This window comes from Halomonas hibernica (assembly GCF_013183775.1).
GTDB classification, from domain to species: domain Bacteria; phylum Pseudomonadota; class Gammaproteobacteria; order Pseudomonadales; family Halomonadaceae; genus Vreelandella; species Vreelandella citrativorans.
Genome location: NZ_VIFN01000007.1, coordinates 93,614 through 118,707, shown reverse-complemented (window position 1 = coordinate 118,707; position 25,094 = coordinate 93,614). Strand labels below are relative to the sequence as shown.

General features: G+C 54.0%; 21 protein-coding genes and 1 pseudogene. 12 read left to right on the top strand and 10 right to left on the bottom strand.

Annotation, left to right across the window (positions count from 1 at the left end):
* The first annotated feature begins 27 nt into the window (after positions 1–27).
* A complete protein-coding gene (locus FKN99_RS12135; protein ID WP_172118114.1) occupies positions 28–501 on the top strand; it encodes a nucleoside deaminase in 474 nt (157 codons plus the stop codon).
* Between the two features lie 69 nt (positions 502–570).
* On the opposite strand, the pseudogene FKN99_RS12130 reads toward FKN99_RS12135, so the two are convergent.
* A pseudogene (locus FKN99_RS12130) lies at positions 571–710 on the bottom strand (YqaE/Pmp3 family membrane protein); the annotation flags it as partial.
* A 148-nt stretch (positions 711–858) separates the two neighbouring features.
* Between FKN99_RS12130 and FKN99_RS12125 the strand changes: the two are divergent.
* Positions 859–2,907: a TonB-dependent receptor family protein gene (locus FKN99_RS12125; RefSeq protein WP_172118112.1), complete on the top strand. Its 2,049-nt coding sequence runs from the start codon at positions 859–861 to the stop codon at positions 2,905–2,907.
* A 122-nt stretch (positions 2,908–3,029) separates the two neighbouring features.
* Here FKN99_RS12125 and FKN99_RS12120 read toward each other — a convergent pair whose 3' ends face one another.
* From FKN99_RS12120 to FKN99_RS12110, 3 genes are all read right to left on the bottom strand, one after another.
* Complete coding sequence (locus FKN99_RS12120; protein WP_172118110.1) at positions 3,030–5,549, bottom strand: glucose/quinate/shikimate family membrane-bound PQQ-dependent dehydrogenase; 2,520 nt, start codon at positions 5,547–5,549, stop codon at positions 3,030–3,032.
* A 237-nt stretch (positions 5,550–5,786) separates the two neighbouring features.
* Positions 5,787–6,791, bottom strand: a complete 1,005-nt coding sequence (locus FKN99_RS12115) for an NADP-dependent oxidoreductase (protein ID WP_172118108.1) — start codon at positions 6,789–6,791, stop codon at positions 5,787–5,789.
* Between the two features lie 260 nt (positions 6,792–7,051).
* Positions 7,052–7,375, bottom strand: coding sequence for a septal ring lytic transglycosylase RlpA family protein (locus tag FKN99_RS12110; RefSeq protein WP_406565430.1), 324 nt, complete (start codon positions 7,373–7,375; stop codon positions 7,052–7,054).
* A 376-nt stretch (positions 7,376–7,751) separates the two neighbouring features.
* On the opposite strand from FKN99_RS12110, the gene FKN99_RS12105 reads away from it, so the two are divergent.
* Both FKN99_RS12105 and FKN99_RS12100 read left to right on the top strand, forming a co-directional pair.
* Complete coding sequence (locus tag FKN99_RS12105; RefSeq protein ID WP_172118105.1) at positions 7,752–9,179, top strand: hypothetical protein; 1,428 nt, start codon at positions 7,752–7,754, stop codon at positions 9,177–9,179.
* 109 nt (positions 9,180–9,288) lie between these two features.
* On the top strand, positions 9,289–10,062 hold the full coding sequence (locus FKN99_RS12100; RefSeq protein ID WP_172118103.1) for an RsiV family protein: 774 nt from the start codon (positions 9,289–9,291) through the stop codon (positions 10,060–10,062).
* A gap of 132 nt (positions 10,063–10,194) precedes the next feature.
* On the opposite strand, the gene FKN99_RS12095 is transcribed toward FKN99_RS12100, so the two are convergent.
* Positions 10,195–11,073, bottom strand: a complete 879-nt coding sequence (locus tag FKN99_RS12095; protein ID WP_172118101.1) for a DMT family transporter — start codon at positions 11,071–11,073, stop codon at positions 10,195–10,197.
* Between the two features lie 101 nt (positions 11,074–11,174).
* On the opposite strand from FKN99_RS12095, the gene FKN99_RS12090 reads away from it, so the two are divergent.
* From FKN99_RS12090 to FKN99_RS12075, 4 genes are all read left to right on the top strand, one after another.
* Complete coding sequence (locus FKN99_RS12090) at positions 11,175–12,047, top strand: LysR substrate-binding domain-containing protein (protein WP_172118100.1); 873 nt, start codon at positions 11,175–11,177, stop codon at positions 12,045–12,047.
* 83 nt (positions 12,048–12,130) lie between these two features.
* Positions 12,131–12,688, top strand: a complete 558-nt coding sequence (locus tag FKN99_RS12085; RefSeq protein WP_172118098.1) for a cytochrome b — start codon at positions 12,131–12,133, stop codon at positions 12,686–12,688.
* A gap of 66 nt (positions 12,689–12,754) precedes the next feature.
* Positions 12,755–13,477 (top strand): hypothetical protein, encoded by a 723-nt coding sequence (locus FKN99_RS12080; protein ID WP_172118096.1) that lies wholly within the window; start codon positions 12,755–12,757, stop codon positions 13,475–13,477.
* Positions 13,478–13,638: 161 nt separating this feature from the next.
* Positions 13,639–15,294 carry a multidrug ABC transporter permease/ATP-binding protein gene (locus FKN99_RS12075; protein WP_172118094.1) on the top strand — a complete coding sequence of 552 codons (1,656 nt, stop codon included), beginning with the start codon at positions 13,639–13,641 and terminating at the stop codon, positions 15,292–15,294.
* Between the two features lie 56 nt (positions 15,295–15,350).
* Here FKN99_RS12075 and fhuF read toward each other — a convergent pair whose 3' ends face one another.
* The 3 genes from fhuF to FKN99_RS12060 form a co-directional block, all read right to left on the bottom strand.
* Positions 15,351–16,127 (bottom strand): siderophore-iron reductase FhuF, encoded by a 777-nt coding sequence (gene fhuF / locus FKN99_RS12070; protein ID WP_172118092.1) that lies wholly within the window; start codon positions 16,125–16,127, stop codon positions 15,351–15,353.
* Positions 16,128–16,287: 160 nt separating this feature from the next.
* Entirely contained in the window at positions 16,288–17,055 is a 768-nt protein-coding gene (locus tag FKN99_RS12065; RefSeq protein WP_172118091.1) for an ATP-binding cassette domain-containing protein, read from the bottom strand.
* A gap of 104 nt (positions 17,056–17,159) precedes the next feature.
* Positions 17,160–17,753, bottom strand: coding sequence for a cytochrome b (locus tag FKN99_RS12060; RefSeq protein WP_172118089.1), 594 nt, complete (start codon positions 17,751–17,753; stop codon positions 17,160–17,162).
* Between the two features lie 219 nt (positions 17,754–17,972).
* On the opposite strand from FKN99_RS12060, the gene fhuB reads away from it, so the two are divergent.
* The gene (fhuB, locus tag FKN99_RS12055; RefSeq protein WP_172118087.1) at positions 17,973–19,970 is read left to right on the top strand and encodes a Fe(3+)-hydroxamate ABC transporter permease FhuB; all 1,998 of its coding nucleotides are present in this window, start codon (positions 17,973–17,975) and stop codon (positions 19,968–19,970) included.
* A 24-nt stretch (positions 19,971–19,994) separates the two neighbouring features.
* Here the strand turns inward: fhuB and ltaE are convergent, their stop codons facing one another.
* A complete protein-coding gene (gene ltaE, locus FKN99_RS12050; protein ID WP_172118085.1) occupies positions 19,995–21,005 on the bottom strand; it encodes a low-specificity L-threonine aldolase in 1,011 nt (336 codons plus the stop codon).
* Between the two features lie 81 nt (positions 21,006–21,086).
* Between ltaE and FKN99_RS12045 the strand changes: the two genes are divergently transcribed.
* Complete coding sequence (locus FKN99_RS12045) at positions 21,087–22,301, top strand: NAD(P)/FAD-dependent oxidoreductase (protein ID WP_253927036.1); 1,215 nt, start codon at positions 21,087–21,089, stop codon at positions 22,299–22,301.
* A 64-nt stretch (positions 22,302–22,365) separates the two neighbouring features.
* Positions 22,366–22,899 carry a spermidine N1-acetyltransferase gene (speG, locus tag FKN99_RS12040; RefSeq protein WP_172118084.1) on the top strand — a complete coding sequence of 178 codons (534 nt, stop codon included), beginning with the start codon at positions 22,366–22,368 and terminating at the stop codon, positions 22,897–22,899.
* A gap of 94 nt (positions 22,900–22,993) precedes the next feature.
* Here speG and FKN99_RS18010 read toward each other — a convergent pair whose 3' ends face one another.
* Positions 22,994–23,116 carry a hypothetical protein gene (locus FKN99_RS18010; protein ID WP_264757783.1) on the bottom strand — a complete coding sequence of 41 codons (123 nt, stop codon included), beginning with the start codon at positions 23,114–23,116 and terminating at the stop codon, positions 22,994–22,996.
* A 910-nt stretch (positions 23,117–24,026) separates the two neighbouring features.
* On the opposite strand from FKN99_RS18010, the gene FKN99_RS12035 reads away from it, so the two are divergent.
* The gene (locus tag FKN99_RS12035) at positions 24,027–25,082 is read left to right on the top strand and encodes a type 2 periplasmic-binding domain-containing protein (protein WP_172118082.1); all 1,056 of its coding nucleotides are present in this window, start codon (positions 24,027–24,029) and stop codon (positions 25,080–25,082) included.
* The last annotated feature ends 12 nt before the right edge of the window (positions 25,083–25,094 follow it).

The window sequence follows — 25,094 nt, the reverse complement described above, 5'->3', positions numbered from 1 at the left end:
GGCCATTAATCGACAGGAGACGACGGGATGAATGACCAGGAACTCACTTACTTGACCCGTGCCATTGAGCTGGCTGAAGAAGCTCTTGATGCGGGTGATGAACCCTTTGGCAGCGTGCTGGTAAGTGCACAAGGAGATATTCTTGCCGAGGACCGTAACCGAATTGTCAGCGGTGACGTGACGCAGCATCCCGAGTTCACGCTGGCACGTTGGGCAGCACAGCACATGACGCCAGAGGCGCGCGCCAAGGCAACGGTGTATACCACAGGCGAGCACTGCGCCATGTGCGCAGCCGCGCATGGGTGGGCAGGGCTTGGTCGGATCGTTTATATCAGCTCATCTGAACAGTTAGGGCGTTGGCTAGATGACCTGGGTGTCGCCCCACCTGCGGTAGCCTCCTTCCCTATTCAGCACATTGTGCCAGGGCTTGAAGTAGCAGGCCCGTTAGCGGGGTGGGATGAAAAGGTCCATGTGCTGCACCAACGGCGCCATGCGGTTTAGCTAGCAGCAATAAAAGAGCCGCCTAGGCATTTGTCCAGGCGGCTTCAGGGTTCTATGTTGTACAATACGGTGCTTTAAAATCACATAAAACGCATGAATGATGCCGGGGATAAAGCCAAGCAGCGTCAGGATGGTGTTTTGCCAAAAATAGCCTTTTAGGCCAACCTCTAAAATACACCTAACGGCGGTAGGATGATGGCAAACATCATCTTGACCGGATCCGTTGATGCCAACGCCACAACACCTCCTTTACTTATATGAATTGTTATCTGCGGCGTTATTTCTATCTTTAATTAACGCTTTTTTTCAACATCCTTAACTATCATTCTTTTATCAGAAAAACGGGGAAGGGAATCCATGTATAAGTTACTACCGCCATCACTACTACTTGCAAGCTGCGCTGTTTCTGGCCCGCTTTGGGCACAAGCCGAGCCGGTATCTACCCAAGCGCTGCCCACTGTTGAAGTGAGTGCACCCCGTTTAGCACGTGAGCTTTATGCCACACCGGCTGCGGTTTCAATTCTGGATCGAGACGCCATTGCTCAGGGCCAGCAGCGTGTGCGGCTGGATGAATCGCTGGTACGCGTGCCGGGTGTGTTTGTCCAAAACCGGGATAATTTTGCCCAGGGCCAGCGTATTGCAATACGTGGCTTTGGTGCGCGTGCGCCGTTTGGCGTGCGCGGTATTACGGTGATGGTTGATGGTATTCCTTATACCTTGCCCGATGGCCAAGCGCAGCTGGACGCCATTGATCTGGACAGTGCCGAGCGCATTGAGGTGATTCGTGGGCCTTCCTCGGTACTTTATGGCAATGCCGCCGGTGGGGTGATTGATGTGACGACCGCTGACGGGCGTGATAATCCAGGCACGCGGCTGCGAGTAGGGGTGGGCAGTGATGGGTATCGTAAAGCTGCCCTGCAAACCGGTGGCGCCCAAGGGGAGTGGTCACACCACGTCAGTTTTTCAGCCTTAAACGTGGATGGCTATCGCGATCAGAGCTCAACTGAAAAGTATTTGTTGAATGCCAAGCTACGCCGGGAGCTGGGTAGCGAGCGTGCGCTAACCGCGATTGTCAACTTGCTGGAAAACCCGCGCTCGGAAGATCCCGGTGCACTCAATGCTGGCGAAGTGGCTAGCGGGCGCCATCAGGCGGCACCCAATGCATTGGCGCTTGATTCACACCAAAAAGTCGACCAGCAGCTAGTCGGTTTGCAGTATGAAGATTTGGCCGCAGGCCCAGGGGGGCTCTACCTTAAAGGGTTTATTGCGCGACGCGATTTTGAGCAGCAGTTGCCCTACGTGGGCGACAGCCGATTAGGGTATAAGCGTGATTACATGGGTGCCAGCGCTGAATACCATCATGATATTACTCTGGGCGAGCTACCGCTGAGCTATGTCGCGGGAATTGATGTCGCGCGCCAGAGTGATGATCGCTTCCGCAATGATGTGAACGCCCAGGGCGCGGTAGGTGATCAAGTGGCGGATGAAACCCAAAAGGCCACGTCGGCGGGTGTTTTTGCTCAGGGCGATTTGGATATCACCGAGCAGGTAACGCTGTCGTTAGGCGCGCGGTTTGACCGTGTGGATTTGGATGTGGGTGACCAGTATTTTGACGATGGCGATCAAAGCGGTGAGCGTACCTTTAATGAGTGGAGCGGCTCTGCCGGGCTTAGCTACCGCTATCGTCCTCAGCATCAGGTGTATATCAATACCGGGACGGCCTTTGAAACGCCTACATTCGCTGAATTTGCTAACCCGGCAGGCGGCGGCTTTAATCCATCCATTGAGCCGCAAAAGGCCTGGAACCGTGAAGTGGGTATGCGCGGGTATATTGAGCCGCTAGCGATGGATTACGACGTTGCCTTGTTCTCGGTACGTGTGCGTGATGAGCTAGTGCCTTATGATGAGGGCGGGCGTACCTTCTATCAAAATGCGGGCGATACCAATCGGGACGGCCTGGAAGTAGCGCTGGGCTGGCAGCTTGCCGATCAGTGGCGGTTAGACAGTGCGTTGACGCTGGCGCGCTATGAGTTCGATCGGTTTTCCACGCCTGATGAGCGCTTTGATGGCAAGCGTATTCCCGGCTTGCCGGAGCAAACCTGGGTCAACCAGCTTACCTGGGAGAGCTCAGCGCACCGCTTTGCCACGCTTGAAACGCAATACACCGGCGATATGGTCGCTGATAACGCTAATGAAACGGATATAGATAGCTATTGGCTGGTGAACCTTCGCGTGGGGGATGGTTGGCAACTGGGAAGCGACTCACGTTTAAACGCTTATGTGGGCGTGCGTAACCTGCTTGATCAAGAGCACTATGCCAACGTTCGCTTGAACGGCACCTATGGTCGTTACTATGAACCGGCACCGGGGCGCAGCGTTTACGGTGGGGTAGAAATGCGCTTTTAAGCCCGAGGTTTCAAGCCTTCGGCTTTAATCGGCGAAGGCTTCGGTAATGGCCACTACACTGTAATGACAGCGGGCAGCCCAAGGGCTGCCCGCTGTGTTATGACGAGACGATGAGTAAACGCTTATTCAGGTAGTGCGTACCCGATAACGTAATCGCCCATTTTAGTTCCGAAGGTGCCGTGACCACCCGCCGTTACCACCACGTATTGACGGCCATCGGCGCCGGTATAAGTCATGGGGGTGGCCTGGCCACCGGCGGGCAAGCGTGCTTTAAAGAGCTCTTCGCCCGTGGTGATGTCGTAACCACGCAGATACTGGTCCAGCGTGCCCGACATAAAGACAACGCCGCTGGCGGTGGAGAGCGGGCCGCCTAGTGCCGGAACACCCACCGGCAAACCAATCGGCAAATCAAAGGGCATGCTGTCACGCGTAGTGCCGTTGCGGTGCTTCCACACGACCTCGGCATTTTGCAGATCGATACCCGCTACATCGCCCCAGGGCGGTGCCTGGCAGGGCAAATCAAATATCGACAGCAGCGGCCCTAGTTCAACGGCGTACGGGGCTCCTGCGTTTGGCTGTAGCCCTTGTTCGCTGGCAGACCCCTGGCCTTCTTCAACCTCATCACGAGGAATCAAGCGCGAGATAAATGCCAAGTACTTGGCCCCGGTGAAGAGCGCCTGGCGCTCAGGGTCAACCGCAACGCCGCCCCAGTTCATCACCCCGACGTTACCCGGGTAGATGATGCTGCCTTCAAGCGAGGGAGGCGTGTACTGGCCTTCATAGCGCAGTGAGTTGAATTGAATACGACACATCATTTGATCAAACGGTGATGCACCCCACATGTCGCGCTCGGTTAGCGGTGGGGGTAGCAGATTGAGTGCCGAACGCGGCTGAGTTTCTGCTGTCCAGTCGCCTTCAATGGCGCCTTGGGGCGCAGGGATTTCTTCAATCGGCACGATCGCTTCGCCGGTTTCCCGGTTAAGCACGTAAAGGCTGCCCTGCTTTGTTGGCTGGATCACCGCGGGTTGAACTCCGTCACTGGTCGCCAAATCAATCAGTACGGGTTGAGCGGGCATATCCATATCCCACAGGTCGTGATGAACGAACTGATAGACCCAAGCAACCTGGCCGGTTTCGAGTTCAAGCGCCACCAAGCCTGCGCTGTAGATTTCATCGTTTTCGGTACGGTCCGCGCCATACTGGTCGGGCGTTGCATTGCCCATTGGCAGGTACACCAGCCCCAGCGTTTCATCAACGCTAATGGGCGCCCATACGTTGGGCGAGTTGCGCGTGTAGGTTTCGTCATCGGCAAGCGGTTCTGTTTCTTCCGGGTTGCCGCTATCCCAGTTCCATACCAGCTCGCCAGTGCGCACATCAAAGGCGCGGATAACGCCTGACGGCTCATCGGTTGAGCTGTTATCCGTCACGTGGCCGCCCAGGATGACCAGGTTCTCGGTCACGGTGGCAGGGGAGGTGGAGTAGTAGCCGCCTGGGTTGAAGCTGCCGATGTTGCGGGTTAGATCAACTTCGCCGTTTACCCCAAACCCTTCGCAAGGCTCACCGGTGTCGGCATTCAGGGCGATCAAGCGGGCATCGGCGGTGGGCAGGTAAAGACGGCGCGGGCACATCACATCGGTTTGGCTAATAATTGCCGAGGGCGCATTGTCAGCATCACCTGCAGCGGTTTCGGTCAAACCACTAAGAATAGCAACGTCGATATCAAAGGCGCTGGCATCCGCAAAAAGTTCAGACGCCTGAACGCCTGCTTCGCTCGCATCATCTGTACCGCTGTCTGCGTAGTTGGCAGCATCGTAGTACGCAAGGCCTCGGCAGGTCATGTGCGCCCAGCCCGAGAAGTCGTCGGCGCCCTGGGTGCTGATTTGCGGGTCAAACTCCCACAGGGTTTCACCGGTTTCGGGAGAAAGCGCCATAGCGCGACTGTGGGAGGTGCAGATATACAGACTGTCGTTAGCTTTTAACGGCGTATTCTGGTTGGTAATTTCAGGAGGGGCGTCGGGGCCCGCCTGGTCACCGGTCTGAATACGCCATACTTCTTCCAGTTGACCAATATTTTCAGGGGTGATTTGACTTAACGATGAGTAGTGCGTGCCCGCGTTGGTGCCGCCATAGGCAGGCCAGTCATCGCCGGCTACCTGGGCGGGGTTGACGCTCTCACTACCCGACGTGCTGTTATTGGCAAGCGTGCCATCAATGGTCGTGGGGTCATCAAATTGGCTGGCGATAGCCACCACTATAGCGGCTGCAATGCTGGCGGTCAGCGCGAGACTTCCGCCTCGCGAACGAAGCGGCTTTCGCCACCAGGGAAGCAGCATAATGATGCCGATGAGCGCAAGAACGGCGACGCGGGGAACCAACTGCCACCAGTCCAGGCCAACTTCCCACAGTGCCCAAAGCAGCGTCGCTATTAAAATTAGCGCATAAAGCCAAAGGGCAGCGCCCCTGCGCATAGCGAGTAAAATACCGGTGGCGGTAATGCCAATGCCAACTATCAAATAGTAGGCACTGCCGCCGAGGCTAATGAGTTTGCCGCCGCCTACCGCTAACGCCAGGCCTGCAACAATCAGTAAGAGGCCTAGCAGTAAGGCAGGCCATTTCCCGCGTGTTCGCGTATTTTCATCCATGAGTGTTCCCCCTGTTTATTACGATTGACAGCTTATTACGTTTGATAGCTGTTGATGGCTAGGCTTGGTACCGGCTTCGACGGGGTTTACCCATCAAACAGGTGACTGAGCTGCGCCGAAAGTACCAGTAATGGATGTGAACTGATCAAACGGCGTTGGATAGCGCATAAAAAAGCCACGCTATAAAGATAGCGTGGCCATGGTGTGTTGCTACTATTTATTCATTCTAACACGGTGTTAGCGCTCTAGTGCCACTAGCATCTTGCCAGTATTACCACCTTTGAACAGCTCCAAAAACGCCTCTGGTGTGCTCTCCAAGCCCTCTTTAACCGTTTCCTTGTAATCAATTTTACCCGCCGTTACCTGGGGAGCTACTTCCTTGAGGAACTCAGGGTAGTGATCCCAATGGTCTGCCACAATAAATCCTTGCATCTTCGCTTTGCGTACCACCATTTGAGACAGATTGCTGGGGCCTGGCGTGGGTTTTTCGGCGTTATAACTTCCGATCATGCCGCAGACCGCAATACGAGCGCCTTCATTTAGCTGGCTTAATGCGGCTTCCAGGCAAATGCCTCCCACATTTTCAAAATAAACGTCAATGCCTTCGGGGCTGGCCAGCTGTATCGCATCGCTTAACTCGTGAGCGCTGCGGTCGCGGTAGCTAACGGGCTCAACACCCAACGACTCAAGCCACGCAAGCTTATGCGCTGCACCTGCAATACCGACCACGTGACAACCCTTGGCCTTGGCAAGTTGCACCACTAGTGAGCCTACCGCACCGCTGGCAGCACTTACCAACACGTTGTCGCCAGGGCGACACTCGGCAATGCGGTTAAGGCCGGTCCAGGCCGTCATGCCAGGCATACCCAATACCCCAAGATACGCCTGCTCGGGTACATCAGCGTTGGGTAATGGGTAAACGCCTGCTGAAGAGAGCTGAGCGATATCGCGCCAGCCACCCATATGGCTAACAATATCGCCCTCTTTTAAGCGTTCATCGCTGGAGGCAATCACTTCGCCTATTGCGCCACCTTCCATCGGCTGACCCAGCCTGAACGGTGCGACATACGTATGTTGCCCGCTCATACGGCCGCGCATGTAGGGGTCTACCGAGAGCCAGCGGTTGCGAATACGCACTTCACCTGGGCTGAGATCAGGAAGTGATTGGGAGTCCAGGGTGAACAGTTCACGTTCGGGTAAGCCGTTGGGGTAATCGGTGAGGGTAAAGAAATGAGACTTCATGCATACCTCCAGTCACGTGAAAGCGTATTAACGTACTTGAAACAGATGTACTTGAAGCATAGAGATCATTACCTTGCGCGTAAGTTCGTTTTTTTTGAAGTCATTTATGCGGTAAGCCAAGCATCTAAAACACCAGGCAAGAACAGGAGACAAAAAAACAGGGCGCTCAAATGAGCGCCCTGTAGGATTCAGCGAATAACAGAAGTGATGTGTCGTTGAGCGGCTAAGGGGTACCACACACTTAGGGGGTGTGCTATCCGTTAATCCAGCAACGTTACCATAACCGGGGCTACTCCCTGGTTCAGCATGCCCAGTGTGCGTGCTGCTCGTTTGGATAGATCAATAATCCGCCCTTTTACAAAGGGGCCGCGGTCATTGATCAGCACTTCTACTTCTTGCCCTGTATCAGGGCGGGTTACCAGCACTTTCGTCCCAAACGGTAAGCTAGGATGAGCAGCGGTGAGTGCCTGCTGGTCAAACGCTTCTCCGCTGGCAGTGAGCGCGCCTTGAAAGCGGTCACTATAGTAGGAAGCAACGCCTTCCTGTGTATCTGTGTCGTTGGCAAACGCGCTATTTGCTGTCATGGCGATAAGCAGGACAGCTAAACAACTCGTTCGAAATAGTCGTGTAGGGGCTCCCATTGGAGTACCTCAGTTATTCGTGTCGGTCGAGAGTCTCGCAAGCATCAATGAGGTGCCGGATAGGCGAAGGGATGGTAACGCGCTCTTTCAGAGTCAGCAAGCTTTAAGACGTTCGGTGCAATTGACCCCAAAGTTGCGTATTTTTTGATGTTCCCGTTATGACCTTGCATTTCAGGGGGTTAACGGGAGGTGTAGGAATATAAGTAAAGTTCTTCTGGTACATTAAAATGATACCGCTCATTGAGCATTTTACTTACCATTACGTATTATTAATCTTGCTGAACGACCCATCCTTCCGTCATTGATCAAGGACGCCCTAATGGCTAAATCCTCTCCTTTTGCGCTAATCGTGGTTGCGGTAGGGGGAGCTGTTGTCGGCTTTTTAGCTGCACAGACGCTCTCTTCCGATGCATCTTCCTCTTCCTCGGTGGCGTCTCAAACCGCCGAACAAACTGCACTGGCGGGGCTGGATAGCATTACGCTTGGCGAGCAACTGCGTGGGGAAATTACGGCCAGTGACCTGCTTAATGGCAATGATGGAAGCCGCTATGACCGCTACATGATGACGCTTGATGAGAGTGATCTGGTTGAGTTTAGTTTGCGCGGTGCCCTGAATGGCATCGTAGCGCTTTATGATGATCAGCTTCAGCTGTTGAGCGTAGCGCCTACTGCACGCCACCGTATTGAGCAAGCGGGCGATTACATGGTGGTGGTCAGCGGTGCTGATAGCAGCAGTTACGGCCCTTATACGTTGAACAGCCGAGTGGTTGAACTAAGCGATAGCACAGTATTGACCCTTGATGCTCCACTGGACAGCTGGTTGGATGGCACTTCTAGTGAGTATACGCTGACCATCGAAGAAGCGGGCATGTATCAGTTGGAAATGCGTTCCGATGAATTTGATGCGTATCTTGAGCTTAGCGGGCCAAATGGCTATTTCCGAGAGGACGACGATAGCGCGGGTAATTTGGATGCCCGAATTTCAGACTTCCTGGTGCCGGGTGACTACACCGTGACGGCGCGCACACCTTATGACGAAGGTGCTGGCCTTTTCACGCTGACTGCTGAGTCGCGCGAATTACCCGGCGATGGCGAGCTGCGCAACGACGGCAGCATTGTGCCCAACGACTCATTAAATGGTTTGTATAGCGGCCAGGATCTTAGCTATCAGGTTGAAATTGAAGAAGCGGGCATGTACCAGATTGACATGATGTCGGATGATATTGATGCTTATCTAGTGCTCGAAGGTCCTGATGGCTATTACCGTGAAAATGACGATGGCGGCGATAACCTGAATGCCCGTATTGCTGATTTTTTTGAGCCCGGTACTTATCAGTTAACGGCGCGTACTGCTTATGGCAGTGATAGCGGTTTGTTCAGAATTACCTTGGCACCGCAAGAGCTACCTGAAGGGGTCGAGCTGCGTAACAGCGGTGCAATCACGCTTGGTGAAACGTTAAACGGTTGGTATACCGGTGAGTCATTGGTGTACGAGCTTGAGCTAGCCGAAAGCTCATTAGTCACCATTGGTATGCGCTCCAGCGACTTTGATGCTTATCTGGAACTTGAGGGCGAAGGTGTCGCTGTTAGTGATGACGATGGTGGTGCCGGTACCAATGCGCAACTGCAACAGCAATTGCTGCCGGGTACCTATACGGTCATTGCACGTGGCTTTAGCACGGCGAGCAGCGGGTTGTTTGAACTTGACGTAACCGCTGAGCCGGCGCAAATGCAGCCCAGTATGTAACTGATTACGCTATTTTAAGCTGTTGTTTCTCTTCTTGGTGGGCAAGGGCGCTTAAGTATGACTAGACTCAACTTGGCGCCCGACAAAATGCCTTACATGGAGATACAATATGCTTCGTTGGAAAATGAGTGTATGTCCCGCTGCGGTTCTGCTGCTTAGTGTCTGCCAATCAGCTAATGCTGAAACGGCCGATACCAGCGCCCTCGCATACCAGCCATTGGATAAGCAGTATTCATCTCCTGATTGTCAGGATGAGCACTGTTCAACGGTAAAGATCTCTGCATTAACGTTTCCTGATAACTCCGCATTAACAGAGCAGGTGCAAGAACGTCTGCTTGCGCTTGCCTTGGGTATCACCGATGGCGACGACACGCCCGCTGACGACTGGGATCACTTCGCGGATGAGTTTTTTCATCGTGCTGAAGAGGACAATACCAGGCTGCCTCACCCGATGGCGAGTGAAGCACAGCTGAGTGCCAGCGTGTTTTCCCGTCAGAACGACCTTCTGGTGCTTGAACTTGATAGCTATGTGATTTATGCAGGCCAGGCCCACGGTTTACCATCCACGCAGTTCATGGTCATTGATGAGCGTTTGAATGAGGTGGTGACTCTCGATGATATGCTCATGGCTGGCGGCCAGGAGGGTTTTGATGAAGCGTTAGCCGAGGCGCATGAGCGCTGGATGAGTGAGCAGGATGTTGGCGAGGATTTTGCGTCCAGCTGGCCATTTACTGACAGCACCAACGTGGCACCGCTTGAAAAGGAGTGGATGGTAAAATACAACGTGTACGAAATTGCTCCCTATGTGATGGGGCAGCCTGAGTTAACGATCCCTGTTGAGGAATTAAAAGGGATTGTTGAGCCTCGCTATTTAGGCCAATGAGAATCGGTAAGGTAATTGGCTGTTTGGAGAAGTAAACAGCCCGTGCGGGGCAGGAGCTAATCAGTATCTCAATGCTCCTGCTCTGCTGCTTATTCATTAATTAATAAGCAGGCATGGGTATGGCGATGAGTCTCATCGGCCAGCGTTTAAACAGCCCACCACTACCAGCAGCGCCGCAGTGGGTAAGCGCCAATCCAGTACGCTAACGCCCGCAAGTACCAGCAAAAGGCCCGCTAAAATGGGCACGCCATAGGCAAGGCTGCCAACCAGGCTTGCATGCCCCCAGCGCAGGGCTTTATCCCAGGCTACCATGGCGATTCCGTAAGGCCCTAACCCCAACGCAACGCCCGCCAGTAGCGCTTCACTGCTGGGTAGAACCAGCTGGCCTTCCATTCCGATACTGGCAAGCGTCGCGATGGCGCAGGCAATCAGCAGCAGGCGAGGGAGAAGTGGCGTAATGCACACGGGGGCGGCCTGGCTTAACCATGAATAGAGTGCCCAGCAGCAGGCGGCAAGCAAGGCGAGCCCATAGCCCAGCGTTGCTCCTCCCAAACCATTACTTAATGCCTGCGGCACGAGCAGAATGGCAGCCCCTGAAAAGGCAACCAGCGCCCCGGTAATACCGGCCAAGCGTATCCGACCAAAGCGGCTCCACTGGCTTAACAACACAAAAAGTACTGGCCAAGTGTACGTGATAAGCGCAGCCTCGGCCGCAGGCGCAAGGCGCATACCTATAAAGTAAGTGCTTACTGCGCCCAGTATCAACAACGGAATACCTACCCAGATGCCTAACTGCCAGTTCAGGCTGCAGTGAGTGGTAGTAACGCGGCGGCTTAGCGGCAGTGTGGCAAATGCGCCAGCTAGCAGTGTTAAAGCGGTTAGCTGCAAGGGCGAAGACGAGTGAGCACGTTCAGCAAGCAAGGGGGCCACGCTCCACAGGATGACAGCCACTAACGCGGCGCCAACACTATACCAACGAGGAAACACGATAGGGGAATGTGTACGTTGCATCAATGATCTCCTTGCCTGGAACATATGCAACGCAGCATACTCGTTAATAACACATCACAATATCGATCTTTTGTGATTGTTTTAATCAATAATGGTGATATATGCGGGCGCCAACGTTAGACCTCACGCTGCTACGTACGCTAGTGGCGATTGCCGATACCGGTAGCGTCACGGCGGCGGCGAAACGGCTGGATTACACGCAGTCCACGGTGAGCATGCAGCTTCAGCGTTTGGAGGCTCAGCTGTCGCTCAGCCTGCACGAACGTGATGGACGGCGTATCCGGTTCACACCAGATGGTGAGCGGTTACTTACTCACGCACGGCGCATCCTGGCGCTTAACGACGAAGCATGGGGCGATATGCAGGCCCAGCAGGTAACCGGGGATCTGACCTTGGGCATTCCAGAAGATTACGCATCGCTGCTGCCGTCGGTATTTGCCTACTTTCACCAGCTTTATCCAGCGGTGGGGCTTAAGGTTATTTGCGGAACAAGTGCCCACTTGGTTGAACAGGTAAAAGCCGCTGAGCTTGATTTAGCCCTGGTGACGCGCCAACGTAACTCACCCGGTGGCGATGTTATCCGCCGCGAGCCGCTGGTTTGGGCGGTGGGCGTTAACCAGCAGCCGTTACTCAGTGACCCTATCCCGCTGGCGCTTTACTCACCAGGTGCTGATGTGTTTAGGGAAGTCGCCGAGCAGGCACTGCATGGCGAGGGGCGTGACTGGCGGGTGGCGTATACCAGCCAGTCGATGGCGGGGTTGGCACCGATAGTCATTGCCGGGCTTGCCGTTGTCGTGGTGACACGCAGCATGTTGACCCCTTCACTGCGTCCGCTGGATGAAAGTAGCGGCCTGCCCGCCTTGCCCATGATCGAGCTGGCGCTGCACCGTGCGCCTCATCGGCCATCCGAGCCAGCCCGGCGCTTGGGCGAGTTGATTCGTGAGCAGCTAGCGGCTCCCAGTGAGGCGCTATAAGATCAAGTGTAAAGCGTTGAATGATTAATCGACTTAATATAGCTAGACTAAACGCCATATAACGTTGCTGCCAGGAGTGCTCAATGCACGAATTGGATCACTACATTTATCCACACCGGGTGCTGCATTGGCTGGTGGCTGTCGCCGTGCTACTTGCTTTGGCCAGTGGCTTAACCATCGGAACGATAGGGTATGAACGCACGGTGGCGCTGGTAGGCAACACGCTCACTAACCTGCTTTATACCAGCCATAAAACCCTGGGTTTAACGATTTTACTGCTAATGACCCTGCGCATAATGACCCGCATGGCGTTTGTCGTACCTGACCACGACCCGCCCTTGAATGCGTTTGAGCGTATTGTCAGTACCAGCGTGCATCACCTGCTTTATTTGGCGTTGGTGGTGATGCCGCTACTGGGTTGGGTCGCGACCGCCAGCGGTGGGTATCCGGTTGAATTCTTTCAGTGGCAACTGCCTGCACTGATCAGTGAACGCCCAGCGCTTTCTGACCAGCTCTACACATGGCACGCGCGTCTTGGCTGGGCCATTGTGGTGTTAATCGTTTTGCACGTGGCGGGAGCGTTATTTCATTGGCGGGTAAAGCGCGATAATGTCACCAAACGTATGAGCCTATTCGACTAGGTTTCAAACGACTGGGTTTCAAGCGACCAGGTTTCAAGCCCAAACCCTCGCAGGGAGCGATGATATATGGGCCTGCAGATTGCTTTCGTTATCGGTTTGGCCGCCGTGCATATCTTTGCCAGCAGGCTTCGAAAGCTAAGCGCTGTGCCTCGCAGCGCTTGGCTTTCGTTAGCAGGTGGCGTCTCTGTTGCTTATGTCTTTATTCATATATTTCCTACCCTAAGCGATGCTCACGAAACCATTAACGCACACGGCCTGCTGGCGGTGCTGGAGCATAACGCCTATATCGTGGCGCTCATTGGGCTGGCGGTATTTTATGGGCTTGAGCAAGCTGCGACAAAGCACTCACATAAAGGTCAGCAGGATGAGTCGGTTAATTTTCAAAAGCTGAAAGGCGTTTTTTGGATACATATTGGCTCTTTTTCGCTTTATAACGCGCTTATCGGCTACTTACTGGTTTATCGCAATAATGAGCTTCCTGCCATTATCTTTTTCTTTCTGGCGATGAGCGCGCACTTTTTGGTCAACGACCATGGCTTGGTGCGTCATCACCGGGATGTCTACTTAAGCAAGGGCCGTTGGGTGCTGGCTACGGCGGTGGTTGTCGGCTGGCTACTGGGGTTAACGGTAGATGTCTCTGAACCCATTGTCAGCCTGCTTTATGCGTTTGTGGCCGGTGGTATTGTGCTTAACGTGTTGAAAGAGGAGTTGCCGGAAGACCGCCATAGCCGCTTTTGGCCCTTCGCGTTAGGCGCGCTTATCAGTACCGTGCTGCTAGTGTTTTCGTAGATTCTTGCGTCGATCTGTAGGTGCTCATTTACTATTTGGCTCATTGGCCGTTTGGTCGCTGCGTATGAACGCCTCATTTGCAAATGAAAATCACTTTGCGCATTGACTTGACGAGGTAGTCCGTCACAATTTGCTGCCTATCTTTCTGTCAGGAAGCGCTAATGGAGTTGTTGCAGGTTGTCTTTCGTCATTACCGCTGGCCATTTTTAGGGGCCATTGGGTTAAGCCTTTTAAGCGCGGGCCTCGGGGTTGGCGTCATTGCCTTTATTAATCAGCGCTTGATTGAAGTTGGCAGCCCGCTTTCAGCGCTGCCCCAGTTTTTGGGTTTGCTATTTGTGTTGCTCGTTGTGACGCTGGGGACCCAGTTAGCGATTACCCTGCTGGGGCACTACTTTGTGTATGACCTGCGCACAAGGCTTGTGAAGCGCATTCTGGACACTGATATCGAGCGGCTTGAGCAGTTGGGTAATGCCACGCTGCTGGCGAGTCTTTCAAGTGATGTGCGTAATATCACCATTGGTTTTGTGCGCCTGCCTGAGCTTGTGCAGGGTGCCGTGTTGGCGCTTGCTTCGGTCGCCTATTTGGCGTGGCTTTCACCGAAAATGGTGGTCATTACCGTGATATGGATTGCGGCCACGATGGGGGTGGGCTGGGTGCTGATTTCGAAGGTATATCGGCACTTTAGCCTGGTACGCGAAAGCGAAGATCGTCTCTACAAAGATTACCAATCCGCCATTGAAGGGCGCAAAGAGTTAGCGCTCAACCGTGACCGGGCTCAGCGCTTCTTTGATGCCACCTTCACCCGCAACGCGCGCGAGTACCGCTACCATATTATTCGCGCGGATACGTATCATCTAAGTGCGGGGAACTGGTCCAACATTATGATGCTGGGAGCCATTGGCGTGGTGTTTTTCATGGCCAACGGGCTGGGCTGGGCGACACCTGCCGTTGCCGCTACCTTTGCATTGACGTTACTGTTCTTACGCACGCCTTTAATTCAAGCCATCGGCGCCTGGCCCACCTTGATCAGCGCACAGGTCGCGTTTGATAAGCTGGCAAGCCTGGAGCTTGCCGAGTATCAGCCGGGCTTTGCGGTTGATGACGCCTTTGCTGCCTGGCAGCGCCTTGAGCTTGTGGATGTGACTTATCACTATCCTGGCAGTGAGCAGGGCGAAGGGTTTCACGTTGGGCCCGTCAATTTGACGCTTGAGCGCGGTGAGCAGGTATTTTTGATTGGCGGTAACGGCAGCGGAAAATCCACCCTGGCGCGTTTGTTAACTGGCTTGTATCAGCCGCAAAGCGGGCATATCAAGGTGGATGGACAGACGCTCACACAGGCGCAGTGGCAAGGGTTTCGAGCGCGATTTGCCAGTGTATTTACCGACTTTCATCAGTTTGACCTGGCGATGGGGGCGGACGGGAAAAATGCCGACCCTGTGCTGGTAGCGACCTGGCTTGAGCGGTTACAAATGCAGCAAAAGCTGAAGTGGGAGGATAATCGGGTCATTAATACCCAACTTTCCCAAGGGCAGCGCAAGCGCCTGGCACTGTTACTGGCGATTGCCGAAGAGCGGGATATTTTACTACTTGATGAGTGGGCCGCCGACCAGGACCCTCAGTTCAGGCGGTTGTTCTACCGAGAACTATTGCCGCACCTGCGTGGTATGGGCAAAACGGTGTTTGCGATCAGCCACGATGATAGCTACTTCGTACATGCCGACCGTTTGCTGGAGATGTCCCAAGGGCAGCTAAGAGAATTAACCGGCGCGCAGCGCGATCTGGCAAGCCAGGATGCGGTCACTCAGATTAACAGTTGATGTTAAAAATCTGAGGTTAGAGATCTGAAGTTAAAAAATATACAGCTAGACAGCCGTTAGGTGGCTCGTTTGCGGGCCACTCGGTCACACCCTTCCAGCGGACAATTGCTGCACACGCTGAACTCATCCAATAAATAGCGCAGGCAGCAAAGCTTGCGTACTTGCTTCACCTCATCGCTGCCCTTGGGCGTATACGTGCGTACAGGCTCAAAGAGCGGATTGCGCTGGCCATCAATATGGCGCGATTCCAGCAGTGCTCGGGCAGCACTAAGCGCCGCCTGGTTCACTTCCGGGTGTTCGGCAAGTACCTTCACATAGTAATCCAGATAGCCACCGGCGTTGCTCCAGAACACCCGGGGGGCTGCGCCTGAAATGGCGGACAAGCGTTCAATAAGTGGCGCCCAGTGCTGGGTAATCAATTTGGCAAAGCGCTCGCTGGAGTCCTGAGCATCCATCAACGCGCCTTCATGGGGCAGCCAAAGCTGTGTTGTACAGCCTTCATCATTCAAAATGACGTGTACATCATCCTGCTCTACCGGTAGATCACGGTTAAGAAGCAGGTGAGAAGCGAGGGTAGGCACGGTCAACGCGCTGAAATGCCACTTCGACCACAGCGACGTAATGGCGCGCTTGTCGCCACCCGGGTAGCGAGCAGCGTAGCGCTCCAGATCCTGTTCCAGCAGTGCTGCATTGCGCCAGCGCGAAGCCTTTACTGCACCGGCCGGTGGCGTGCCGCCAATCAAGGGCGGGGTAAGCAGCACAAGTGCGCCCTGATAGCAGTCAGCGAGCGAGGGCAAGGTACAGGCAGAGTGGGTCAGGGCTAGCGGTGGCATAACAAAACTCCCGACATGAACTTGTAAAAGTTCAAGCACACTTGCGCAAACAGTAACGATGTGGCGTTAGCGCAGGTTGAAAGTGAAGGAGTCAGCTTAATCGATAATGCTTATCAGTTGAAGTGTTAGTTGCGAATCAGTGCGTTTTACAAAAGCGCGTTTATTGAGCGACCGCGATATTATGCTCGCCGTTAGGGTGTTGCATGACCTGCATGGGCAACCCATAAATAGCTTCCAGGGTGCTATTACTCATCATGTCACCTGGCGTGCCGTGAGCGAGCAAGCGGCCGCTGTGTAGGGCCATCAGCTCATCGCAGTAGCGCGAGGCCATATTAATATCGTGCAGAACGATAATAACCCCCAAGCCGAGCTCATCGCAGAGCTTGCGAATGAGTGCGAGGACTTCCATCTGGTGGGCAATATCCAGCGCGGCCAGCGGCTCATCAAGCAGCAAAAAGCGGCTACCCTGTGCCAATAGCATGGCAAGCCAAACGCGTTGGCGCTCACCTCCAGAAAGCGTATCGACCAAGCGGTCGGCAAACGCTTCGGTATGGGTGAGCGTGATGGCTCGGTCAATCGCGTCTTTATCTTTCTGGTTATGATGGCCCAGTAGGCCGTGCCACGGGTAGCGGCCAAAAGCGACCAATTCTCGGCCGGTTAAATTTTCGGCGCTGGGCAAATGCTGGGGAAGATAGGCCACCTGGCGCGCAAACTCCCGGTTGCCCCAGGCACTGAGCGAGCGTTGGTCAAAATAGATCTCGCCCTGGCTTACCGGCTGCTGCTGGGCCAGTAGCTTGATCAGAGTCGATTTTCCCGAGCCGTTATGACCAATCAGGCCGTAGACCTTGCCTTGCTGAAAGGTATGCTCAATGGGCTGTAAAAGGGGCTTGCCGTTGATCGCAAAGGTAGCGCCTTTGACCTCGAACATGGAGGACTCCTGGCCGTCAGAAGGTGATTACGAAAACCCGATTGTATCGTTAATGGTTATCATTTAGTAGCGCTGCTCCAACGCTTCGCACAAACGGCTGTCTATCACGAAAGCGGGCTGGCCATCCGGGAAAACACACCGTCCTTGAGCACCGTACGGTGTATAAGTGCCATTATCACGTGCCCAGCCACCAGCGCTAAAAGCAGCCAGGCGAGCGGACTATGTAGTGCGTTGGCTGTCGCTATCATCCATGGGATCTCGCGCTCGGCTGCATTGAAAAGCGGTAGGCCGTAGACATCCAACGCACCGCCTCTGCCGTACTGGCGCAAGATGGCAAGCGTGGGTAGCGCGATCAGCAGTGCATACAACGTGACATGCCCGCCATGCGCTAGCGCACCCCTTATCCCAGGCGCATACGAAGGACGCTGCTGGCGATTTAGCCATGCCCAGTCCGCACGCAGTAACGTTATCACTAAAAGTATAACGCCCAACGAGCCGTGGGGGCCGATGCTTGATAGCAGTAAGGTGAGGGGCGTTTCGCCAAACCCGCGCCACGCCAGCACAACGCTGAACTGAAGCAGTACGATAGCGGCCGTTATCCAGTGCAGAGTGCGGCTTATGAGGCCATAGCGCGTAGCACTGTCTCGCCAGCAGGAGTGAGGGTTTGTTAGAGCAGCAGGGGAGGTTATGTCGGCCATTATTATCGTTCTCGGTTCATTAACTGTTTTGATGACACGCTATTACAGCCCTGCGGAGGGCTCACTAACGAGGGCATCAATTGTAGTGCTAATCGTTATCATTTAAAATCACGCGCTTATATTCACCCATGACTGATTAAAAAGCCAAGGCGCTTAAATGACCGTGCTGCCTATCGCGTCCACCGCCCAAGCGTGGACGACTATCCGAGATAACCTGCCATGCTAAGTGCAGCCGTCCTTCAAAAAGCGTGCCGTATGTCGCCTGCCAAGGCCGTTTGGTTACTTAGCTTGCCGCTGTTGGTGCTGTTCGGCATTAGCCTTCATGTTCAGGGCGGTATTGTTTCCGGGTTTCAGGCACTGCTGGCGCCTTCGTTTGGAAGTACCAATGAGGTGTTACTCTATTATGCTTGGTGGCCACGAATAGGCGTGGCGCTTTTGGCTGGCGGCGGTTTGGCGCTGGCGGGTGTGTTGATGCAGCAGGTGCTGCGAAACCCGCTGGCATCACCCACTACGCTTGGGGTGGCATCGGGTGCTAACCTGGCGTTGCTAGCTACCACGTTGATGGCGCCAGGGCTGCTGGTCATCGGACGTGAGTGGGTGGCGTTAATCGGTGGCGGTTTAGCCGTTGGGCTAGTGTTTGCGCTGACCTGGCGGCGTGGGCTAGCGCCTGTGGTCGTGGTATTGGCTGGGTTGGTGGTTAATCTATATTTGGGCGCACTTTCGACCGCGCTGTTGCTGTTCAACCATGAGACGCTGGCGGGGCTATTGATTTGGGGGGCGGGGTCGCTTGCCCAGAACGGCTGGAGTGGGGTAGCCACCTTATGGCCCCACTTGGCCATCAGTGCTGTGGCCGCAGGGCTGTTGTTACGCCCACTGGCTGTGTTGGAACTTGACGATGCCAGCGCCAAGAGCTTGGGTATCTCGCTTAAATATCTGCGTTTTGCTGGGCTCGGGCTTGCGGTGTTTATTACCGGCAGCGTGGTCAGCGTTGTCGGTATTATTGGCTTTATTGGCTTGGCGGCACCCAATATTGTGCGCATGGCCGGGGCACGCCGGTTAGGCAGCCGCATACTCTGGTCGACGCTGCTGGGCGCGGTACTGCTGGCGACCACGGATCTTCTACTACAGCGCTTTTCGGGCATGCTGACGACGCTGGTTCCCACCGGCGCCATTACCGGCGCGCTGGGTGCACCGCTGCTTTTATGGCTCATTCCTCGGCTGAAGCTTCAGGGGGACAGGCCTCCGCAACCCCCGGGGATGCTGGTAAGCCGTCATCCAATGCCGTACCGCTTGGCGATGGGGCTTTTAATCGCGTTATCAATGGCAGTGTGCCTGGGACTGCTGTCAGGCCTGGGCGCTAACGGCTGGGAGTGGATTAGTCCGGCCCACTGGCAGGTGATGGAGTGGCGCCTGCCCCGAGTCATCGCCGCGGCAGCCAGTGGCTTGATGTTAGCCATCGCCGGAACAGTGCTTCAACGCCTTTCCGCTAACCCTATGGCGAGCCCCGAAGTGCTGGGTATCAGTGGGGGCTGCGCGATTGCGTTGATCCTGGGTATTTACGTGCTGCCTGCACCGAGCAACGCAGCGCTGATCGGCATTGGGACCCTGGGGGCATTGACCACACTGGCCGTGCTAGTGATCTTGAATCGCCGTAGTGGCTTTGTGCCTGAGCGGCTGTTGCTTAGCGGCGTTGCAATTGGCGCACTGTTTGATGCAGTGCGTAGCGTGCTGCTGGCGGGCGGCGACCCGCGAGGGCAGCAGGTTATTGCCTGGCTGGCAGGCTCTACGTATTACGTGGATGTGACCAGTGCGGTGGTGGTGGGAAGCATCGCCGCTGTGTTGGCAGTGATAACCCTTCCTTTTACCCGCTGGCTCGACATCCTACCGTTGGGCGCGCCGATGGCTCAAGCGCTGGGTGTGTCCCTGAACCGAGCGCGGTTGGGGCTGTTGCTGCTGGTGGCACTGTTAACCGCGTGTGCCACGCTGGTCGTCGGGCCGCTCTCGTTTATCGGCCTGCTGGCACCGCACATGGCGCGTTTGGTGGGTTTTTCCCGCGCTCGGCAGCAACTGGTTGGCGCCGCATTGATCGGAATGTTGCTCATGGTGCTGGCCGACTGGGTCGGCCGCCAGATTATGTTTCCGTATGAGATTCCCGCAGGCCTTGTTGCCTCGTTGATTGGCGGCGCCTACTTTATGTGGGGCCTGCGGCGTTTATGAGGCTTACGCGCTTAAGCGTTACGCCTAAGGGTGTTGATTGAAGTAAGCGGCCATCACGTCGAGTACCTTTTCGATATCGGCATCATTGATATCGCGGTGCACGACAAGACGCGTGGCGTATAAAAGCTCAATTAAAATATCGTGCTGTTTAAGCCATGTTGAAAGAGGCTGAAGGTGCTCTTCCGAAATGTGTACAAACAGCATGTTGGTGGCTTGAGACGTCACCTCAATACCGGGAAGCAGGGCCAAGCCTTCGGCCAGGCGTGCTGCGCGGCGGTGGTCGTCGGCCAGGTCCTGAATATTGTTATCTAACGCATACTGGCAGGCGGCGGCTATGATTCCTGCCTGGCGCATACCGCCTCCCGCTACCTTACGCCAGCGGCGGGCGCGCTCGATGAAGTCTCGTGGGCCTATCAACGCCGAGCCGATCGGTGCCCCCATCCCTTTTGAGAAGCACAGTGAAACGCTATCAAAGGGGCGGCACAGCTGTTCAAGCGGCACTTGGCTTGCAACGGCCGCATTAAAAAGCCGCGCGCCGTCCAGATGCGTTGCCAAACCTCGTGAACGGGCAAACTCGGTGGCTTGATGAACGTAGGTTTCGGGCAGTACTTTACCGGCGATGGTATTTTCCAACGCCAAGAGACGCGTGCGGGCAAAGTGAACATCATCGGCTTTAATCGCTGCGCTGATTTTCTCTAACGGCAGGCTGCCATCACTGGCATTTTCAATTGGTTGTGGCTGAATACTGCCCAACACCGCAGCGCCGCCCCCTTCATAGCGATAGGTGTGGGCTGACTGCCCAACGATATACTCATCACCCCGCTCACAATGCGCCATTAGGCCCACCAGGTTGCTCTGGGTGCCGCTTGGAAACAGCAGTGCCGCCTGCTTGCCGGTTAAGGTGGCAAGATGCTCCTGAAACGCATTGACCGTAGGATCATCGCCCCAGACATCGTCACCAACAGGCGCACTCATCATGGCTTCTAGCATGGCGGCATCGGGTCGGGTGACCGTGTCACTGCGTAAATCGATCATAAAGATTTCCTTTATAAATAAGTGATTTCTACGTTAACCCACTAGTGTTAAAGCTACCGATAAAGGCGTTGCAAAGGGAACATGATGGATCTTAAAAGCGGCTATCCGTTTTGGACAGTAAAGAACGGTTTGTTGGCTACTTTCCCACAGCTAACCCATGACCATCAATGCGAGGTGGCCGTCATCGGCGGCGGCATAACCGGGGCGCTGATTGCCAATGAACTAAGCCAGCATGGCCATCACGTGGTGGTGGTTGAGCGCCGTGATATAGGCTGGGGAAGCACGGCCGCCAGTACCGCACTGCTGCAGTATGAAATTGATACCCATATGACCGAGCTTGCCCAGCGTTACGGCGAGGCAAACGCGGTGCTTGCTTATCGAGCGTGTGCCGAATCAATTTTTGAGCTTGAAGCCTTGGCGCTTGAACTGGAGGATGTGGAGTTTGAACGCCAGCAAAGCCTCTATTATGCAAGCAGTGGGGAAGACGTAGCGTCGTTGAAAGAGGAACTTTGGCTGCGTCAGAAAAATGGTTTTAAGGCCAAGTGGCTTGAGCGGGCAACGCTTTTGGAACGCTACGGCTTTGATGCGCCAGGCGCTATTTTAACCGAGCTTGCCGCACGCATGGACCCTTATCGAATGGTCTATCAGCTGTTTGGCAAGATAACCACGCGGGGTAGCGAGGTATACGACCGTACCCAGGTGGAGCGCATGACCCAGCACGGTGAGCATATAGCGCTTACGTTGACGAACGGCGCAACGCTCAACTGTCAGCAGGTTGTGGTGGCCGCAGGCTATGAGTCTCAAGCGTGGCTGCCTAAGCCGGTGGCTAAAAACCGGAGCAGCTACGCATTCGTTACCGACCCGCTAACGCCTGACATGCTGGGCGAGCTTAAACATACCCTCGTCTGGGAGTCTGCGCGGCCCTATCTTTACCTGCGCACGACTCAGGAGGGAAGGCTGCTGGTGGGCGGTGATGATGATGAGCAGGATATTCCCAAGCGCCGCGATGAACGAGTACTGGAAAAAGCCGAGGGGTTGGCAGACAAGGTCAAGACGCTCTGGCCGTCGTTAACGATTAATCCTACCTTTAGTTGGGCGGGCACGTTTGCCGAAACATGCGATGGACTGCCTTATTTTGGTCCTCATGATTCCCATGGGCCAAACGTGCACTTTGCCATGGCGTACGGCGGAAACGGCATTAGTTACAGCATGATAGGGGCCAAGCTACTGCGCGCTTTAATTGAAGGAAAACCGCATCCGCTGGCAGAGTTATTTTCGTTTAAACGCCATATTTAAGCCACGTAACGGGCTATGTGATATTACCACCCCACATTGTCGTTACACGATGAGATCAGCGCCCATGAACCACTTGCTATTTTTACGTGCCCTTGAGCGCGGTGACCTGCGCTTTGTGCATGAACTTAATAATAATCAAAGTATTATGTCGTACTGGTTTGAGGAGCCCTACGAATCATTTGATGAGCTGGAGGAGCTTTATAACAAACATATCCATGATAATGCCGAGCGACGTTTTGTAGCGGAAGACAGCACCGGAACGGCGATTGGCTTGGTGGAACTGATTGAAATTGACTACATCCATCGCAGCGCAGAGTTCCAAATCATTATTACTCCGGACCATCAGGGAAAAGGGTTTGCACGCTCGCTGATCCGCCAGGCCCTGCACTACTCGTTTACCATCCTGAACCTTCATAAGGTGTTTCTCATCGTCGCAGTGGAGAACGTTAAGGCGATTCACCTTTATGAAGAGAGTGGGTTCATCGAAGAAGGACATCTGGTTCAGGAGTTCTTTATCAACGGCAAATACCGAGACGTAAAGCGGATGTATATCCTGCAGGAGGCTTATTTAGCAGCGCTTGAAAGCGACGCTACCTAGTGGTTGGCTGATGGATGGCTTGAATCGACTGCTCATGTACAAAAAATAACGCCTCCAAGGGGAGGCGTTGATAGGGGGTAAACAGCCGCGGACTTTAGTAATCACAAAGATAAGCGGCAAAGGCATCAAACGCTGCGCGCTGCGCAAGCGCGTGCTGTGCCCATACTTCCATAATGTCCGCATTAGTGGCCGGGTACTGAGTCATTGAGTGTTGCATAGCATGCACTCCTGTTAGCAGGGGAGTTAACAACGGTTCTTGTTATGAGAATTTTTGGTTGTGCGTCGCAGCATTGGCTGCGGCGGAGGATAGTAGGCGCTTTTGAGGATTGGCGCTAGTCCTAACGTTGTAGGTAAAAGACGATGGACTGTAAGTAATGGCTTACAGATTGAGTAGATGAGTGCTTACATTGTTGAATGAAAAAGGGTTTCACAAACAATATAAAAAAAGCCTCAGGGTGCCAGGAATTGGATGTTTTTTAGCCGTTCGCTGGTGAACTGACGTGTAATCCCAAAGCTAAAGCCCATGGTCACATGTCTGGCTTTAAAGCTCCGTCACCGCCACTACGTTAGCGCTTACTCCTGGAGTAGCTCGCAGCCTCCCACTAAGTGCTGTCTAGGCTAACGCATGAGCTTGCACTGTTATTGTTGGGTCTGTTGGTTAGCTGTGGGTCAACATGCACTATTTTCTGGAGCATGGCTAATAGTTTTGCTGCTTATATTTGCTGCACTGCACTCTGTGTTCAACCGTTTGTTTTGATAGTTTTTTATTTTTTCTTGAGACAAAAGTCTATGTTATGTGTAGTTAAAACTTTGGTCTCAATTTAAGCAATAAACCTTGCGACACTCGGTACTTGGCAATAATGTTTGTTTGTATGATGTATGACGATAAGCCGTAATAGAGCCATGTGTGAGAGGCGACTCTGCTCTCAAGGTTTTAACTAATCACTTATTAGCTTGTGAAATGAGTTGATGCGGCTGTATTCGCAGGTTTGTGAAGAATGCTTGGTTTTCGTAAAGATAGGTGTGCTGAATCGATGGCAGAAGTCGTTGGAGCAGTTTTTTGATAGTGCCAACGAATAAGTATCTTCAAACCGATAAAATCAACAATGAACGCAAAAGGTGAATTTATGTTGCTATCAAAGAAAACAATGATGGGCGTTGGCTCTGCTGGCTTGATTGCAGCATTAGCCATGCACTCTGGCATTGCCATGGCACAAGAGGCCCAGATGCGAGGCAATATCCGCGTCGTAATTGGCTCTACTTCTACTGGTGGCGACACTTACCAAAACGCCAGCATCGTAGTTGATCGTCTAGCCGAGCACCTCGGTTTAAATATGAAGGTTGATGCCGTAGGCGCAAGCTCAGCGTTTCGCACGCTGGATAGGGATTCTCGGGGCAATACCCTGATGATCTTTCATGACCAATCCTATCTTGGTCATCTCTATGGCGTGCAAGGCTATGACGATGTCTTTGAAAAGTACACGATTGGGCCGACTATCGCGATCAACCCCGGTAACGCCTATCTCGTGGCCAAAGACTCTCCTTATGAGACACTCGACGATATCATCGAGGCGGTAGGTAACGGCGAAACCGTGCGCGTAGCTATCCAGCCCGGCGGCGTTTCCGAGATTGGCTTCAGTGCATTGAAAAACGCCATTGCTATTGAGCACCCGGGACAGGAAGACAATCTGGTAGCCGTTAATACGGGCTCTCAGTCTGATAAAAATCAGCAACTGTTTGACGGTCAAGCCGATGTCATTAATGGCAGTGTCCAGGCCAATGAGCAATACACCCGTTTACCCGAAGATGACCAGAAAGCCATGCGCTTTGTATGGTTGACGGCACGCCAAGGCACTATCGAGCAGGCGCCGGAAGAGGGGCTTGGCCAGACGACCCGCGAGCAACTTCTTGAATACGTCGAGCCTAATGTGAATGTCACCATGGGTGAAGACGAAAACTTTACCTTCGATAAAGAGTTCTTCTTCATTTACAACAAAGAGATGGACCAAGGTATCGTAGATCAGATTGATGAGGCGCTTGTTGCAATATATGACGAAGGCAGCATTCAGGAGGCGCAGCTGAATGCCTTCTTTATTCCTGACTTCAAGCCTTCAGAAGAGGCTTCTGAATACCTTCAAGAGAAAATGTTCCGCTACGAAGACATCATCAGCAACATCAACTAAACGGGCGGGCGC

Coding starts and splice junctions, on each gene's coding strand:
- FKN99_RS12120 (WP_172118110.1), bottom strand. CDS start 5,549: ATGGATGAAAATACGCGAACACGCGGGAAATGGCCTGCCTTACTGCTA.
- FKN99_RS12060 (WP_172118089.1), bottom strand. CDS start 17,753: ATGGCCGACATAACCTCCCCTGCTGCTCTAACAAACCCTCACTCCTGC.
- FKN99_RS12095 (WP_172118101.1), bottom strand. CDS start 11,073: ATGCAACGTACACATTCCCCTATCGTGTTTCCTCGTTGGTATAGTGTT.
- FKN99_RS12115 (WP_172118108.1), bottom strand. CDS start 6,791: ATGAAGTCTCATTTCTTTACCCTCACCGATTACCCCAACGGCTTACCC.
- FKN99_RS12075 (WP_172118094.1), top strand. CDS start 13,639: ATGGAGTTGTTGCAGGTTGTCTTTCGTCATTACCGCTGGCCATTTTTA.
- FKN99_RS12125 (WP_172118112.1), top strand. CDS start 859: ATGTATAAGTTACTACCGCCATCACTACTACTTGCAAGCTGCGCTGTT.
- speG (WP_172118084.1), top strand. CDS start 22,366: ATGAACCACTTGCTATTTTTACGTGCCCTTGAGCGCGGTGACCTGCGC.
- FKN99_RS12135 (WP_172118114.1), top strand. CDS start 28: ATGAATGACCAGGAACTCACTTACTTGACCCGTGCCATTGAGCTGGCT.
- FKN99_RS12100 (WP_172118103.1), top strand. CDS start 9,289: ATGCTTCGTTGGAAAATGAGTGTATGTCCCGCTGCGGTTCTGCTGCTT.
- fhuB (WP_172118087.1), top strand. CDS start 17,973: ATGCTAAGTGCAGCCGTCCTTCAAAAAGCGTGCCGTATGTCGCCTGCC.
- FKN99_RS12080 (WP_172118096.1), top strand. CDS start 12,755: ATGGGCCTGCAGATTGCTTTCGTTATCGGTTTGGCCGCCGTGCATATC.
- ltaE (WP_172118085.1), bottom strand. CDS start 21,005: ATGATCGATTTACGCAGTGACACGGTCACCCGACCCGATGCCGCCATG.
- FKN99_RS12090 (WP_172118100.1), top strand. CDS start 11,175: ATGCGGGCGCCAACGTTAGACCTCACGCTGCTACGTACGCTAGTGGCG.
- FKN99_RS12085 (WP_172118098.1), top strand. CDS start 12,131: ATGCACGAATTGGATCACTACATTTATCCACACCGGGTGCTGCATTGG.
- fhuF (WP_172118092.1), bottom strand. CDS start 16,127: ATGCCACCGCTAGCCCTGACCCACTCTGCCTGTACCTTGCCCTCGCTC.
- FKN99_RS12110 (WP_406565430.1), bottom strand. CDS start 7,375: ATGACAGCAAATAGCGCGTTTGCCAACGACACAGATACACAGGAAGGC.
- FKN99_RS12035 (WP_172118082.1), top strand. CDS start 24,027: ATGTTGCTATCAAAGAAAACAATGATGGGCGTTGGCTCTGCTGGCTTG.
- FKN99_RS12105 (WP_172118105.1), top strand. CDS start 7,752: ATGGCTAAATCCTCTCCTTTTGCGCTAATCGTGGTTGCGGTAGGGGGA.
- FKN99_RS12065 (WP_172118091.1), bottom strand. CDS start 17,055: ATGTTCGAGGTCAAAGGCGCTACCTTTGCGATCAACGGCAAGCCCCTT.
- FKN99_RS18010 (WP_264757783.1), bottom strand. CDS start 23,116: ATGCAACACTCAATGACTCAGTACCCGGCCACTAATGCGGACATTATG.
- FKN99_RS12045 (WP_253927036.1), top strand. CDS start 21,087: ATGATGGATCTTAAAAGCGGCTATCCGTTTTGGACAGTAAAGAACGGT.